This window comes from Streptomyces sp. NBC_00322 (assembly GCF_036147535.1).
Taxonomy (GTDB): Bacteria; Actinomycetota; Actinomycetes; order Streptomycetales; family Streptomycetaceae; genus Streptomyces.
The window spans coordinates 5,097,740-5,111,040 of record NZ_CP108019.1 but is presented as its reverse complement, the minus strand read 5'-3'; the positions used below and the strand labels follow the sequence as shown (position 1 = coordinate 5,111,040).

At 68.3% G+C, this 13,301-nt stretch carries 17 protein-coding genes and 1 tRNA gene; 5 read left to right on the top strand and 13 right to left on the bottom strand.

Going from position 1 to position 13,301, the window contains the following annotated elements; genetic code table 11:
* Nucleotides 1-452 precede the first annotated feature (452 nt).
* The 4 genes from OG905_RS23365 to OG905_RS23350 all read left to right on the top strand — a co-directional run bounded on the left by OG905_RS23365 (nt 453) and on the right by OG905_RS23350 (nt 4,589).
* Nucleotides 453-1,022, top strand: coding sequence for a hypothetical protein (locus tag OG905_RS23365; protein WP_328676745.1), 570 nt, complete (start codon nt 453-455; stop codon nt 1,020-1,022).
* A gap of 265 nt (nt 1,023-1,287) precedes the next feature.
* Nucleotides 1,288-1,974, top strand: coding sequence for a hypothetical protein (locus OG905_RS23360; protein ID WP_328676743.1), 687 nt, complete (start codon nt 1,288-1,290; stop codon nt 1,972-1,974).
* A 202-nt stretch (nt 1,975-2,176) separates the two neighbouring features.
* Nucleotides 2,177-3,115, top strand: coding sequence for a hypothetical protein (locus OG905_RS23355; protein WP_328676741.1), 939 nt, complete (start codon nt 2,177-2,179; stop codon nt 3,113-3,115).
* Nucleotides 3,108-4,589: a hypothetical protein gene (locus OG905_RS23350; RefSeq protein ID WP_328676739.1), complete on the top strand. Its 1,482-nt coding sequence runs from the start codon at nt 3,108-3,110 to the stop codon at nt 4,587-4,589. Before OG905_RS23355 ends, OG905_RS23350 begins: the two co-directional genes overlap by 8 nt.
* Nucleotides 4,590-4,675: 86 nt before the next feature.
* Here the strand turns inward: OG905_RS23350 and OG905_RS23345 are convergent, their stop codons facing one another.
* Both OG905_RS23345 and OG905_RS23340 read right to left on the bottom strand, forming a co-directional pair.
* Nucleotides 4,676-5,764 carry a helix-turn-helix domain-containing protein gene (locus OG905_RS23345; protein ID WP_328676738.1) on the bottom strand — a complete coding sequence of 363 codons (1,089 nt, stop codon included), beginning with the start codon at nt 5,762-5,764 and terminating at the stop codon, nt 4,676-4,678.
* 70 nt (nt 5,765-5,834) lie between these two features.
* Nucleotides 5,835-6,437: a hypothetical protein gene (locus OG905_RS23340; RefSeq protein WP_328676736.1), complete on the bottom strand. Its 603-nt coding sequence runs from the start codon at nt 6,435-6,437 to the stop codon at nt 5,835-5,837.
* A 499-nt stretch (nt 6,438-6,936) separates the two neighbouring features.
* Between OG905_RS23340 and OG905_RS23335 the strand changes: the two genes are divergently transcribed.
* Nucleotides 6,937-7,012 (top strand) — tRNA-Arg (locus OG905_RS23335).
* 55 nt (nt 7,013-7,067) lie between these two features.
* Here the strand turns inward: OG905_RS23335 and OG905_RS23330 are convergent.
* The 11 genes from OG905_RS23330 to OG905_RS23280 all read right to left on the bottom strand — a co-directional run bounded on the left by OG905_RS23330 (nt 7,068) and on the right by OG905_RS23280 (nt 13,300).
* Nucleotides 7,068-8,192 carry a tyrosine-type recombinase/integrase gene (locus OG905_RS23330; protein WP_328676734.1) on the bottom strand — a complete coding sequence of 375 codons (1,125 nt, stop codon included), beginning with the start codon at nt 8,190-8,192 and terminating at the stop codon, nt 7,068-7,070.
* Nucleotides 8,192-8,380, bottom strand: a complete 189-nt coding sequence (locus OG905_RS23325) for a helix-turn-helix domain-containing protein (protein ID WP_328676731.1) — start codon at nt 8,378-8,380, stop codon at nt 8,192-8,194. The genes OG905_RS23330 and OG905_RS23325 overlap by 1 nt, the downstream gene beginning before the upstream one ends.
* Entirely contained in the window at nt 8,377-9,756 is a 1,380-nt protein-coding gene (gene repSA / locus OG905_RS23320) for a replication initiator protein RepSA (RefSeq protein ID WP_328676728.1), read from the bottom strand. The genes OG905_RS23325 and repSA overlap by 4 nt, the downstream gene beginning before the upstream one ends.
* Nucleotides 9,753-9,941, bottom strand: coding sequence for a hypothetical protein (locus OG905_RS23315; protein ID WP_328676726.1), 189 nt, complete (start codon nt 9,939-9,941; stop codon nt 9,753-9,755). Before OG905_RS23315 ends, repSA begins: the two co-directional genes overlap by 4 nt.
* A gap of 91 nt (nt 9,942-10,032) precedes the next feature.
* On the bottom strand, nt 10,033-10,356 hold the full coding sequence (locus OG905_RS23310) for a SpdD protein (RefSeq protein WP_328676724.1): 324 nt from the start codon (nt 10,354-10,356) through the stop codon (nt 10,033-10,035).
* 18 nt (nt 10,357-10,374) lie between these two features.
* Nucleotides 10,375-10,530 carry a hypothetical protein gene (locus tag OG905_RS23305; RefSeq protein ID WP_186357128.1) on the bottom strand — a complete coding sequence of 52 codons (156 nt, stop codon included), beginning with the start codon at nt 10,528-10,530 and terminating at the stop codon, nt 10,375-10,377.
* Nucleotides 10,531-10,549: 19 nt separating this feature from the next.
* Nucleotides 10,550-10,741 carry a mobile element transfer protein gene (locus OG905_RS23300; protein WP_399209320.1) on the bottom strand — a complete coding sequence of 64 codons (192 nt, stop codon included), beginning with the start codon at nt 10,739-10,741 and terminating at the stop codon, nt 10,550-10,552.
* Complete coding sequence (locus OG905_RS23295; RefSeq protein ID WP_142217664.1) at nt 10,738-10,926, bottom strand: hypothetical protein; 189 nt, start codon at nt 10,924-10,926, stop codon at nt 10,738-10,740. Before OG905_RS23295 ends, OG905_RS23300 begins: the two co-directional genes overlap by 4 nt.
* A 15-nt stretch (nt 10,927-10,941) precedes the next feature.
* Nucleotides 10,942-11,595 (bottom strand): DUF2637 domain-containing protein, encoded by a 654-nt coding sequence (locus OG905_RS23290; protein ID WP_328676716.1) that lies wholly within the window; start codon nt 11,593-11,595, stop codon nt 10,942-10,944.
* A gap of 77 nt (nt 11,596-11,672) precedes the next feature.
* The gene (locus OG905_RS23285; RefSeq protein WP_328676714.1) at nt 11,673-11,864 is read right to left on the bottom strand and encodes a hypothetical protein; all 192 of its coding nucleotides are present in this window, start codon (nt 11,862-11,864) and stop codon (nt 11,673-11,675) included.
* Between the two features lie 80 nt (nt 11,865-11,944).
* Entirely contained in the window at nt 11,945-13,300 is a 1,356-nt protein-coding gene (locus OG905_RS23280) for an FtsK/SpoIIIE domain-containing protein (protein ID WP_328676713.1), read from the bottom strand.
* Nucleotide 13,301: the final 1 nt, after the last annotated feature.

Below are 13,301 nucleotides of genomic sequence, written 5' to 3'. Positions count from 1 at the left end.
AATCGAATGTTGCAAGTACGGAACAGCATAGAGCTTCAGAGCCGACTGCCCGTGTGTTTTAAGGTCATCGCGAGCCGTCAGATGCAGGGATGGCGGCGAAGCCCGACAGAACACCCGAGGAACCATCACGATCACCAGGAGGGCCCACTGGGGTGCCGGTTCGGCTCAGCTGGAGCCGTTGGGCACTGGGCCCCCTCGGAGCGAGCCAGCTTCACTGATATCCCGCGTTGGATGGCCGCACACCCTGCCTAGAACGCTCTAGGGGCGAAGTAGCCTTCGGCTGATACCCCCGGAGGAACGCCTACCAGATCCCTCAACTGGGGTTTGACCATTTTGATTTGACACGTCACCAGGTGCGAGCGAGAAGAAGTGCTTCGAGTGTCGCCATTCCCCTGCGGTGCGAGCTTCGGATCGCTAGCTTGTGCGTGGATCACTCAGGGGGGAGGCGAAGCGTGCACACGAGGGCAAGCAATGCAGAGGACCCCTTCGTCACCCATCTGCGCCAGATCGAGGCCACCGAGCGAGACAAGTGGGTCTCCGCCGACGAGGCTTGCACCAAGGCTGCGTATTACGTGAACGAACTGCGCCAGCGCCTCGTCGAGGCCGAGCGGGAGCTCGCGGCCGCGGAACAGGAGCACACAGTGGCCGCGGAGCGGCTCGCGGTGGTGCGCGAGATCATCGCCGACGCCGAGCGACTTCTCACTCAGCCCGACCGCGACACCACAGGCGGGACTGAAGCAGAACAGCCGGACCAGCCCAAGCCACGGGCCAGCAGTCCGGGCCACTCGACGCATGACGCCGGCCCAGCAGCTGCACCCACCGTGAGGGCACTCGTTCTTGAAGCCCTTGCCGACGGGAAGGCGACCCAGCTCTCCTCGATCAGAGCTCACGTCCAGCGCGGCCGCCCTCAAACACCGCCGAATTCGGTCCGATCGACGATCAGAACGTTGTGCGACCGCGGACAGGTCGCACTCCTCGGCCGCGCGACCTATCGACTGGTGCCATTGGAGGCGCATACGTAGCGGCCGCACTTCATCACGCAGACGAAGAGGCGCCGCCAGGGTCTAGACCACCCCAGCGGCGCCGATGACACGTCAGCTGAGGGCCCACGCATCGCCCCCAGGCTAGGGCATACGTCCATCGCGCATTGGGTCCTCGGCGAATAACGGCACGACATCCTTGATCAAACTGAGGGCCCATCATGACTTTCTGTGCAAGAATGCACCAATCTGCATGGCTTCGAGCATTCGCTCACCACCCTTCTCGCACTCTCCTGCGGGCGGACCGATGAGCGGCGGGACGCCCAACGGACCCGCCCGCGCCAGGATCCTGCCGACCGAGGCGATGGAGCCCCGCCGACAGCTTGAACTGCTGGACGTCACCGCACGCCTGCAGGACAAGGAACGGGACGGGACGCCTGTCGGCGCAGTGAGCGCGGCCATGGGAATCAGCGAGAAGACCATCGCCGGAGCGCACGGCTTTCTGAGGCAGAACGGGCTCCTTGAGCCGGGCGCCCAGATATTCACTCTCACCCCCGCCGGCCAACGGCTGGCGGAGCTGCGGTCTGCGGACTCCGCCCGGGCCCGGCTCCACCTTGGCGAGCTGTGGTCGTCCACGTGGTTCACCACGGACGCCATCCGGCTGCTCGAGCACGGTCCGCAGGAAGCCGCAGTGCTGGCCCAGCACTTGGCCCGTGGATTGAGCAAGCGGATCGAGCGTGGGCTTCATCTGGTGCACTGGCTGGAGTACGCCCTGGTCATCCGCAAGGGCGAAGACGGGCAGATGGAACTGGCGAATGAGGCAGCCCACAGCCGCCCGGCTCCCCCGTTCCTGGGCTCCAGCGAGGCAATCACGGCGCTCCCGCGCGAGCGGTTCCTAGCGGTCATGGACGGCTACCGGACGATCATCGCCGCTCTGGCCTCGACGCCTGAGCCTGCCAACAGCCCTCCCGACAGCCCGCCGCGCACCCAGTAAGCGGGCTACGCCCCGTCGACGGCAGCCTGGACAGGCTTCGCCGCGCCCCGCTCACCCATTCGCACACTCCATGTTGCCGCGGAGATCAACCATGCTCAATGTGTTGCATGTATGGAACACAGCAGATCGTTCGCCTCACCCTGCGCCGGATCGGGGCGGAGTAACCGGTCTGCCCGGTACCGCCCATCGGAGGACGCTCATCGTGGGAACTGACCTCTCCCTCACCCACGGCATCGACCGTGTACTCCAGGTCTGGCAGGACATGGCCGCTCATGACGAAATGTCCGTCCAGACCTTCGACAAGTTCGGCCTGCTGTTCAGGCGACTCGGCCGGTACGCCACCGTGCGAGGCGCGCTGTTGATCAGCGACGTCCGGCCCGGGCTGGTCGAGGACTTCGTCAACGCCAAGGGCCACAGCCGCCACGGTCACGTCTCCGATGCCGCCGTCGCCACGCGGCTGCTGCGGCGCAGCGTCGTACGGGCTGCTTTCCGCACCTTGCGCGAGCTCGGCCTGAGCGACCAGGACCCGACCAGGGACATCGTTCTCCCCGCCCGTAGCCATGAGGGCGTCCGGGCGCTGACCGAGGACGAAATCGTGGACCTTCGCCACCACGCCTCCTTCACCGCCCGCCCCACCCGGCATGCCGCAGCCGCCGCACTGGCCCTCGCCGGCGGGCACAGCGGCGAGATCGGCCACACCGTCGTCGCGGACCTCGACCTGTCCTACAGCAAGGTGTGGATGCACGGCTCCAGCAAGTACGAGCCACGTTGGTGCCGACTCGATGCCTGGGGGCGGCACGTTCTGGCCGAACGCGCCCGTCACGTCAGCGCCCAGCACCCTGAGCCCTCAACGGCGCGCCTCGCAGTCTCGAGCCGTCCCACTTCCGACGCAGCCCTTCAAGCCCGCGCTTGTGTCGCCCTCGGGGACCTCCTGCGCCGTGTCGGGCTCGGCGATGAGCCCGACGTCAAACCCGCCTCCATCACCGCCACCGCCGCCATCGCCGCATTCGAGGCGACCGGCCGCATCGAGGAGGCGGCCCGCAGCATCGGCCTTCGCTCCCTCGACCGCGCCGCCGCCATCATCGGCTACGACTGGCGCTGCGCCCCCGCCTACACCGACGGAGTACCGCCCCGTGCCTGACGACATCTTCGGTGACCCACTGCCCGAGCTGGGCAGGCCCAACCGCAAGCGCCAACTCGCCGACCACCACCAGCGCACCGTCGCCCAGCGCGTTCAGGACTGCCTCGACTACCCCCTGCTGTACGAGATGGCCGAGCTCCTTCCGCCGCCGGCCAACGTGGGCTGTCCGCGCGAGTACCCGGCGATCGTGTACATGCTCCTCGCTGCCTTGACCCCGGTGACGAAGTCGAAACGGTCGGCCGTCGGCCTGCTGGCGTCACCGCGGGAATGGCGCAGCGTGCGTGCGCACATCCGACGCCATCTGGGCCGCGGAACCGCCGCCGCACTTCCGCTGAACGCACCGTCACGCCACCAGTTCCAGGACGCCGTGGACAAGCTGCTGGTCCCGAGCAGCGACGCACTCGAAGAAGCATTCCGCAGCTACGCCGCCAGACAGGCACTGGAACAGGGGCTCTTCCCGTCCGGCGTTCCCAAGGTCTGGAGCCGCCCGGAGCGCCGACAACTCCTCGTGGGCGACGCCACCGTCCCGCGGGCGATCTCGAAAGCAAGAAAGAGTGAAACCGTCGACGAGGGCACAGGCGTGCTCCGCAACCACCGCGTGGACCCCGCCGCCCGCGTCTACTACGAGAACGGCGAGAAGGCCAAACGGGAGGTCCGCGGCACCAAGTGGTTCTTCGCCTCGGGGCGGTCCGATGGCTACTGGACCCGCGTCATCCTCTCCTTCGCCTACGTCGCCGGCGGTGAGTACGAGGACGAAGCAGCGGTGGCCGTGCGCCAGTTCACCATGCTCAAGGATGTCCTGCCGGACTGTATGGGCATCGTCTACGACGGCGCCTTGCGCGGTATCCACCGCGACGCCCTGGCTCGCCGGGGAATGCTGGCCATCAACAAGCAGCACGGCTCGGTGACTCCCGTGTTCTACGAACACATCAAGCCCTGCCGGAGCGGCCACGAGCTCTGGTGCAACGAAGGACGCATCGCCGAAAGCATCTCCCTCGACGACGGCACCCGCTTCCTTGCGCCAGTCCCGATCACCAAGCTGGAGCCCCGCCTCGGTGTCACCAAGAGCCGCTGGTATCACGTCCTGCGCATCGCCTGCCGTCACGGGGACCACACGCACCGCGTCCCCGTCGGCATCACTACCACCCCTGCGGATCGCGCGTTGCGTGAAGCCGACAGCGGGAAACGTCCCAAGAGCGACCGTGAGCGCGGATTCCATCGCGCCGAACTGCTCCAGCAGATCCCCCAGTCCACACTCGCACACCAGCTCGTCTACCCCTACCGCGCGGACTCCGAGTCCGTGCACGCCCAGTTCGACCAGAGTCTCTGGAACCGCCGCATGGTCGCCTATGGCATCGAACGGCAGAAGGTGTTCGTCCTCGGCTTCTCCCTCGCCCAGAACGCGACGAGCCACCAGATCCACCTGGAAGGGCGGAGCAACGCCCAGACTGTGTCTGGGCTGGCCTTACCCTGATCCGCCCATGTCCACACGACGGCTGCGGCCCGTAAGGGCCCGGCCGTCGTGTCCGTCGGGCCTGAAGGGCAGCAGGGCGGGCGTCGTCAGTTCACCAGGGACAGCGCGCGCCGTGGTTCGCGCTCGGTCTGCTCGCCGCCGCCCTCGACCATAGTGATGGTCAGGCCGAAGAGCATCTTGTTCATCTCGTCCACGGTCAGGCCGAGCTCGCCGGCCACGGCGGCGGGCCGCACGCCGCTTGCCCTGAGCCCCCGGAAGACCTTGGTCAGCACCTGCGAGGTCTCGCGCTTCTTCATGCCGTGCGGCTCGTCCTTGCGGTAGCCGCGCTTGCTCAGCTCGGTGCACGCCGACCGGTACTGCCAGTCGGTGAGGAGCCCCAGATCGTGCATGCGATAGGTGAGCGCCATGGCGGAGACCTTCCAGATGCTCTTGGCCTGGATGATCTGGTCGACATGAGCCCCGGACGGCATGTGGCCGAGGACGCTCGACGCTGGCATCAGGAACGCGCTGGCGAAGTCGTTGGCCTGGCGCTCGGCCTCAGGCCCTGAACACTCCCTGTCGCTGCCGTGCATCACGAGGTGGCCGAGCTCGTGCGCGGCATCGAAGCGGCCCCGCTCCACGGATTTCATGGTGCTCAGGAAGACGAACGGGGTGCCGTTCCGCCACACAGCGAAGGCGTCAACTTCCGCGTAGTCGGGAGCGAGGGAGAACACGCGGACCCCGTGGGCTTCGAGCAGATGCACCATGTTGGGCGCCGGTGCGATGCCCAGGTCCCAGCGTGTACGAACCATGCCGGCCGCGGTCTCCGGGTCCGGCTTGCTCAGCGACGGGATGTCGGCGGCCGGGAGGCGGAAGCGCTCGTCGATCCAGTCATACAGCAGTGCGCCGAGAGCGCCGGCCGAGCGGGCGGCGTCCAGTGTCCGCGCCGAGGTCTTGCTGCGTGCGCGCCAGGAGATGCCTTCTGCCGGGAGCTCGTCGAGCTCGGGCCCCTCGAAGAATGCCTCGGGGAAGTCCAGGGCCTTGGCGATACGAGCCGTGGTCGTGCGGCGGGGGGCTGTGCGGCCCGTCTCGTAGTTGGACAGGCTCTGCAGGGAGACCCCCGCCAAGTCGGACAGCTCGGCGAGCGTCATGCCCCGGCGCTTGCGGGCCAGCGTGATGCGGGACGGGGTCACCATGGTGGGGGCTGCCTCAGTGATCGGTGGTGCGTGATGGGGCGGCGTTACCCGTCACCCCACCCTATGGGCCTCAGCGGAAGTCGATCGGAATGTCGATCTCCCCAGGGCCATCTTCGCCCAAAGGTTCGATTCCGTCCATCTCGAGAACAGGGAGCGGGATGCGCCGCTTCCACTCGACCACGAACCCGCGCTCGACCTTCCCAGGCAGGGAAAGTTCACTATGGATCCGCACAGCCCCCTCGACCTGGACACGATAGGAGACCAGGAACCAGATCTGCAGGGCCGACTCCTCGTCACCCCCGAGCCGCACCTCGTCGGGTTCAGTCGGGGCCGGGAACAGCTCCAGCTGCACGCTGTTGTTCTCCGCGGCGCGGGCGGTCGCGGCACCCCGCTTGTGCAGATTGGTCGGGTGCAGGCTCAGGTTCCCCGTAGCCGCGTCACCGATCATCACGCCGATCGCCAGGGCCTGCTCCGGGTTGTAGGCAAGCTCCAGGTGATCGTGCAGAAGTCGCTTCCATCCCGCCTGACGGATGTGCTCCTCGCGTACGACCCGTACATGCTCCTGGTACGCCCGTGTGCCAGCTGCGTTTGCCGGGTGGTTGGGGCTGGCCGTCCGTCGCGCCGCCTCACCGGCATAGAGCGCCGGGTGCAGGTAGTCCAACTTCGTCCCCAAGGACGCCAACTGGGCATGAACGTCACCGGGTTCAGATGCGGGCGCAACGAGGGACAGGGCCATGGAACCTCCGACAGTTGAATGTGGTCTTATAAGGATCCTACCGCAAACGTGGTCCGAAAATTATAAGAAAAGCCATTGCAGGCGAGCCGAGGTCGACGTGACCGCACGCGCCCTGCGCGCGGAGGGGACGGAACGGACATGCCAGTCGACACACCGCACCGCAAGCGCATCCACACCAGGGCCGAGGCGGATCACCTCAGCGCAGGTCAGCGGCTCGATCCCACTCCCGAGCAGTCGTAGCGCCTTATGGGGGCGCACCCGCGCAACACGATCCGCTAGGCTGTCGGCGGTCAGTGGGCCACCAGGTCGCCCGCTCGGGGAAGTGTCCGTGAGGACTCCGCCCCAGCGGCGTCTGTGCGTCAGCTGACCAGGAGGTTTGCCGCACCGGCCGACGATCCCACACTGGGGTTTTCAGCAGGGTTATCCGCAAGCCCCCGCCTCCGTAGCTCAGGGGATAGAGCACCGCTCTCCTAAAGCGGGTGTCGCAGGTTCGAATCCTGCCGGGGGCACCAGCGAAAAGACCCCCAACCGGTCATGGTTGGGGGTCTTTGACATCCACATCTGACATCAGCGGCGGCGTTTCAGCAGCCTGTCCATGTGGCTGATGGCCTCGCGCTGAGTGTCCTGGACGACGTGCGTGTAGACATCCATCGTGATGCTGATCTGGCTGTGGCCGAGGATCTCCATCACGACGCGCGGAGCCACGCCAGCGGCGGTCAGCAGGGTCGCGCAGCCGTGCCGGGCATCGTGCAGCCGGATCACTCGAAGGCCGGCGCCGTTGGCGACGCGGGTGAACGAGCGATACAGGTTCCTCGGCTCGACCGGCCGACCGTTGCGGGTGACGAAGACGTGGCCGGTGATCTCCGAAGCGGTCGCGGCCTGACGCATCCGGTGCCAGCGAAGAGGCGCTATGCACATCGCGGGCAGCGGCACGGCGCGGCGGCGACGTCCCTTGGGATCGTCGTCGTAGAGAACCCCGCGGCGACGCTGTGTCTGCTGCCGGACGTAGAGGACCCGATTGTCGAGGTCGAGGTCTTCCCAGCGAAGGCCGACGATCTCTCCCCGTCGCAGGCCCGTGGCGATGGCGAGCACGAACGCGGCGTAGAGCGGATCCTTTCGAGCGACAGCGAGGAAATCCAAGGTCTCGTCGAGGGTCCAGGGGCTCAGCTCTCGTGTCTTGGCCCGCGGCGGCTCCACGAGCTTGGCCACATTCCGAGCGATCAGTTCCTCACCGCAGGCGGCCGACAGCGCCGTACGCAGCACGCGGTGCGACTCCTTGGCGGTCGCCGCGGTGGTCTTCTTCTCCAGCTGGTTGAGGAACCGCCGGACATCAGCAACACCCAGCGACTCCAGGCGCTTGGTACCGAGCATCGGTGTCAGGTAGAGGCGCACGTGTGCCTCGTACTTGTCGTACGTGCTGAGCTTCCGGCGCGGCTTGACCATGTTGTCGAGCCAGTACGACAGGTACTCCGAGAGCTTGGCTGATCTGGTGGGCACGGGCACGCCCTGGTCCACCTTGTCGAGCAGTGCGCGGCGCTTGGTGTCGCACTCGGCCCAGGTCTTGCCGTAGGCGAACTTCCGGGCGCGGGTGCCGTCCGGCTGGAGGACGTAGACGGCAGCTTGGTAGCGGCCGTCCTTGCGCTTGGTGATCGTGCCTGCCCCGTTGGGGTTGCGCTTGCGCTGGGAGGCCATCAGGCAGCCTCCTCGATCCGGTCGCGGATGTAGTCCTGGAGCGCGATCTCAGGGATTCGGCGGCAGCGGCCTTCGGTGATCGAGACGAGGCGCTTCGAGCGGATCAGGTCGTAGACCTTCGAGCGGCCGAGCTTGAGCCGCGCCATGACCTCGGGCACGGTCAGCAGTTCGGCAGTGGCGGTGGTCATGCTGCGGCTCCTTCCAGGGCGCGTCGGTCTTGCAGCGCTTCGCGGGCGGTTTCGCGGTTGAGCTGGAGATCACGGGCGATGCTGGCGGCGAGGGCGGACTCGCCGGGTGTGTGGCCATGTCCGGCGTACTGCCAGTCGGAGAGGACGAGCACGGTGTCCGGCTCGTCGGCCAAGCCGAGGGCTTCGCGTTCCTGGGCGGCGCGGTAGTCGGCGCGGATCTGCCGGAGGGCTCCCAAGGTGGTCGAGTAGCGACGGGACTTGGTGGAGAAGTGGCCGCGGAAACCGAGCATGTGTGCCCAGGCCGTCAGCTTCCGGTCCGGGTACAGCGCGTCCAGATCGAAGCAGGCTTCGATGAGGCGGCGCGGGTGGTCCGGCACGTCGAGCAGATCGAGGACTTCGCGGTTGCCGATCCGGCGATCCAGGCTGCCGGTGGTCTCGGCTGCCTTGGTGGCGTACTTGGCGACGTAGGCCGCGACCTTCTGTTCGGTGATGTCGTCGTCGCCGAACGCCTTGATGGGTCGGACGTCGAGTTTTCGGCCCCAGCAAAAGGGCCGGCAGGGCTGGTCTCCTGCGGCGGGCGCGGTGACCGTCGTGTACGAGTGCCTGACGGCGGCCCGGATCGCATCGGTGAGCAACTGCAGCGTGGCCCAGGAGGGCGGCGGGGAGTCGGGCCCGTCCGGTCCGTCGAGACGGATCACAGCGTGGAAGTGGATCGCTCCGCGCTTCTGGAACTCGGCGACCTTTCCGTACGAGACCCGGCAGACGTCGGTGAGTTCACGGCGGGAGAGCCCGGCGCGGGCGGCGATCTCGCGACGGAGCCGGGTGGTGAAGCGCTGCCACAGTTCGCCCGCGTGGTTGTTGAAGAGCACCGCGCCCGCGTAGTCGTACGTCTCCGGGTCAAGCGCCGTACCGAGGGCGGGGTCGTCGTCCTGGTGGTGGACGCCGCAGCGGCACGGCCCGTGGTCGGGCTGGTTGTGTACGCGGCCGAACGAGGGTGCGGTGAAGGTGGCGAAGACGCGGGGGTGGTCGCGGACGGTCGCGGGGATGTCCTTGTCCTCATCCCCGGCGAGCCCGGCGCGGATCAGGTGGAAGGTGTCCCCGGCGTACGTGTGGGCGCAGGCGGGGCAGCGGGAGGCGCGGCGGTTGCCGCAGGCGACCCGGAGCCGCCCGCCGGGCTCGGTCTCGGTCGAGTAGTGGCGCAGGCTCTCGCCGGTCGTCTTGTCCTTGGCGAGGGTCCAGCCGGTGAGGTGGATCGGGTCGGCACAGCCGCCGGTACGGCGCACCTGGTCTTGCCAGCGGTCGAAGTCCTGAGAACCGGCCACCCGCAGCGCGTCGCCGAGGGTGGCCGGGTCCAGACCCGTGAAGGTCTCGGTCATGCGCGGCTCCCGGCGCGGACGGTGACGCGGGCCGGGATGGTGCCGATGCCGTGGCAGCCGGTGCAGTGCGCGGTGATCGTGCGCAGGTTTCCGGCGCGGTTGCGGCCGCCGAGGGTGATCGCGACGGAGGCGAAGCCATCACAGTCCGGGCAGATCCGGACCGGGGTCGTCGGGCGGTGGGTCATGCTGGTGCTTCTCCTTCGGTCTTCGGGTCGGAGGGGGCATGGCTTCCGGGGCGGCGCGATGCTTGGCGGCTTGGGCCACCCCGGAGGCCGGTCAGCGATGCAGCTCGTCGCGGACGGTGCGGACGAGGAAGAGCAGGACCACGCCGCTGGCGGCCAGGGCGATGGCCGTGACGGCGACCGCGAGCAGCAACGAGACGGCGACGGCGGCCAGGGCGAGGGTTCCGCCGATGCCTCCGGCGACCACGAGCACGGCAGTCCCGGGTGAGCGCTGGACGAGTGCGGCGAGCCCGTTCCCGGGGGCGGTCGGCGCGGGTGCCGGGGCCGAACTGGTGGGCTGGACCAGTGGTGCAGCCGGGGTACTTGCCTCCAGGCTGGGCTTGTAGGTGTCCGGGGTTGGGTACTTGGGCTTGAACATGGCGTTCTCCCTTCGGAGCTACTTGGTGAGCGGGTCGATGGCGGGGGCCAGGAAGCTGTCGGCGAGGAGGTAGCCGCCGAGCAGCAGAAGGGCGACCAGCCACAGCGGCGGGCGGGCGAGCTTGATGCCGAGGGCGCCGACGATGATCAGGGCGAGCCAGAGCGGTACGTCCATGACGCGATCTCCCTTGTGATCAGCGGGGGTTGCAGCGATGGGCGGAAGCGGCGAGTTCGGCGGCCGGTCGGGAGTGGTAGTCGCCGGACCAGTCGCAGCCGGGGGCGGTGCAGGCGGCGGCATGGGCTTCGCGGCCGTGGCGGTTGATGTAGCTGCCGACCTCGACCGGGCCGATCCGGCGCACATCGCGGAAGCGGTAGCGGGCCATCACTGCTCTCCCTGCTGGCGAAGGCTGCGGCCGGAGAACTCGCGCAGGATGTGAGCGGCTTCGGTCGGGTCGTCCGTGCGGTCGGCGGCCTCTTCGGCGAGCAGCCGGGCGAGCGTGGGGCGACCGGTGTCGGCCATCTCACGAGCAGCGTCGAGGAGATCGGCGCGGGACGGTTCGCGTCCAGCCATGGGTGATCAGTCCTTTCAGGTGAGTTGGGCGGCGATGGCGTCGGCCATCGGGATCGGGACTCCCAGGCGGGTGCGCAGGGTGTCGGTGTCGATCGGGGTGCCGGTGCGGGTGTGGTGTTCGGCGGCGACTTTGCGTGCGTAGGAGAGCAGCGCGTCCGGAACGTTCACGGCCGGAGCCGCGGGAAGTGCCCCCGGCTGATCCGGGGCGGCGATCTCTTCCGGGGCCGGGTCCGGCTCGGGGGCGGAAAAGGCCAGCACACTCACCTGTTCCGCCGGGTCGTGCTCGGTTTCACGGTCAGCGGGTGTGTGGACGAGGAGGGTGCCGCCGAGAAAGGCCAGCGCAGGCCATCCGGCGACCAGGATCCGCAGCCAGGCCGGGACGTTGCTCAGGTCGAGCAGTCCGGCCGTGGCGACGTTCGCTCCGAGCGAGGCGGCCAGGGCGACGGCGAACCACGTCCACGCGGCACGGATCGGCCCTCCCGTACTACGGAGGATGCGTAGCCGTCGCCAGGCAGCAACGAGCAACAGATCCACGCTGATCGGGTAGGCCCAGGCTTTCCAGCCGTCTTGTCCGGCAGCGGCGGCGATGTCGTGCAGGTGGGCGAAGGACAGCGCACCGGCGATCACGGCTTGTACGAGCACGGCGTCCGGGCGGATCGAGCGGGTCACGGTCTTCACCTCCTTCACAGGAATTGGGGCCGGGCCGGGCGGGGCTCACAGGTCCTGCCGCCCGGTCCCAGCCGGGGCTAGTCGGCGGCGGGGTAGCCGTGACCGGGCGGCGGGTAGTACGGCGTGCCCAGGGCCAGTTCGAACGAGATGGTGAGCGCGTCGCCGACGACGTCCGCGAACTCCGGATCGGCGTCAGGACCGGACTCGTAGGCGACCAAATCGCTGAGCAGGTCGTCCGTGCGGGCAAGGTCGATGCAGTGCGGACACATGCGGTTCGCCCTCCTTCGGGCATGGCTCGGGTAGGGACCTGGCGCGAGACGGTCACGCCGACCGGATGGAACGGGGTGGATCAGAAGGCGTCGGCTACCAGCTCGAAGGCCTCGACAGGCGCCGTGGCCGGGTGCGGGCGGAAGGCGGCCAGGGCCGGGATGTCCGGCGTCAGCGCTTCGTGTTCGACGCAGGCCGCGACCGCTTGATCCAGCGAGGTGAACGGGGATCGGATACGGGCCCATCCGCCGGTGAGCAGGCCGACCACAGCGGTACCGGGGCGGGTGGCGGCGATCGAGGTAGCGGCACCCACGGCGCGGATGCTGATGTCCGCGAGCGCCATCTTGGCGGAAGCCTCGTCGTTGACGCGGTGAGCTACACGGCCGCTGAGCTGAGCGCGCAGGGCAGTGGCGCCGGTGCCGAGTTCGGAACCGAAGCGCTGCCCGCAGACTTCGAGATACAGCCCGGCGGCGCGGCCGAGCTGAGCGAGCCGGATGAGCTGGGTGACCATGTGGTCCCGGCGCTTCTCGTCGGCCTTGCTGGAGATCAGGAAGAGTTCGGCGACCTCGTCGACGAAGAGCACCAGGGGCACGGGGCGGATGTCCTCGGGCAGGCCCCAGATGTCCGAGGTGATCGACTCCAGCGGGCTTGCCGGGTCCAAGTGCTGTGCGGAGCGGATCAGTTCGTACCGGCTGGTCATCTCCTCGACCAGGGCGTCCAGCAGTTCGGACGCCTCATCCGGCGTACAGGCAAGAGCGGACAGGCGACGGGCGAACGGCGCCAGCTCCACACCCCACTTGCAGTCGATCCCGACCAGCGCGACCCGCTGAGGAGCCAGCCCCTTGAACAGGCCCCGCAGGTATACGGACTTACCCGACTCCGTCGCACCGATCACCAGCTCATGGGCGCTGGTACGGAAGTCCCGCACATGGAGCCTGCCGTCAGCCCGAAGCGCAACCGGGACCCTCAGGAGCTCAGTCGGGATCTTGCTGGGCATGACGACCTTGCCCAGCACGTCGTGACCGATCAGCCGTACTTCCAGGAAGCCGGGCTTCAGCGCCTTCACATGCACACCGTGAGCCCGCCACGAGTGCCGCAGCCGCTCAGTCGCAGCGTCGAAGTCCTGAACTTCCTGGCCAGGCTGCATCTTGAGCCGCAGCACCAGTCCCGAACGGGTGATCCGCACCCGGCGCACCTTGGGCACCATCCGGGAGGGCTGCCGGTTCCGTGCCGCAGCCACCCAGATCCGCCAGCGCGAGGGCTGCTCAGTCAGCCCGCACGCCTCCATCACCGACCGGAACGTGACCACGATCCGGGTCAGCATGACCAGCCAGCCGAAGCCGAGCCAGTACCAGGCCGGAAGCCGCCAGCGCAGCAGCCCCTGCCCGACAACGACGAGCGCTAACCCGATCAGTGCGGTGAGCTGTCCCCCAGTCATG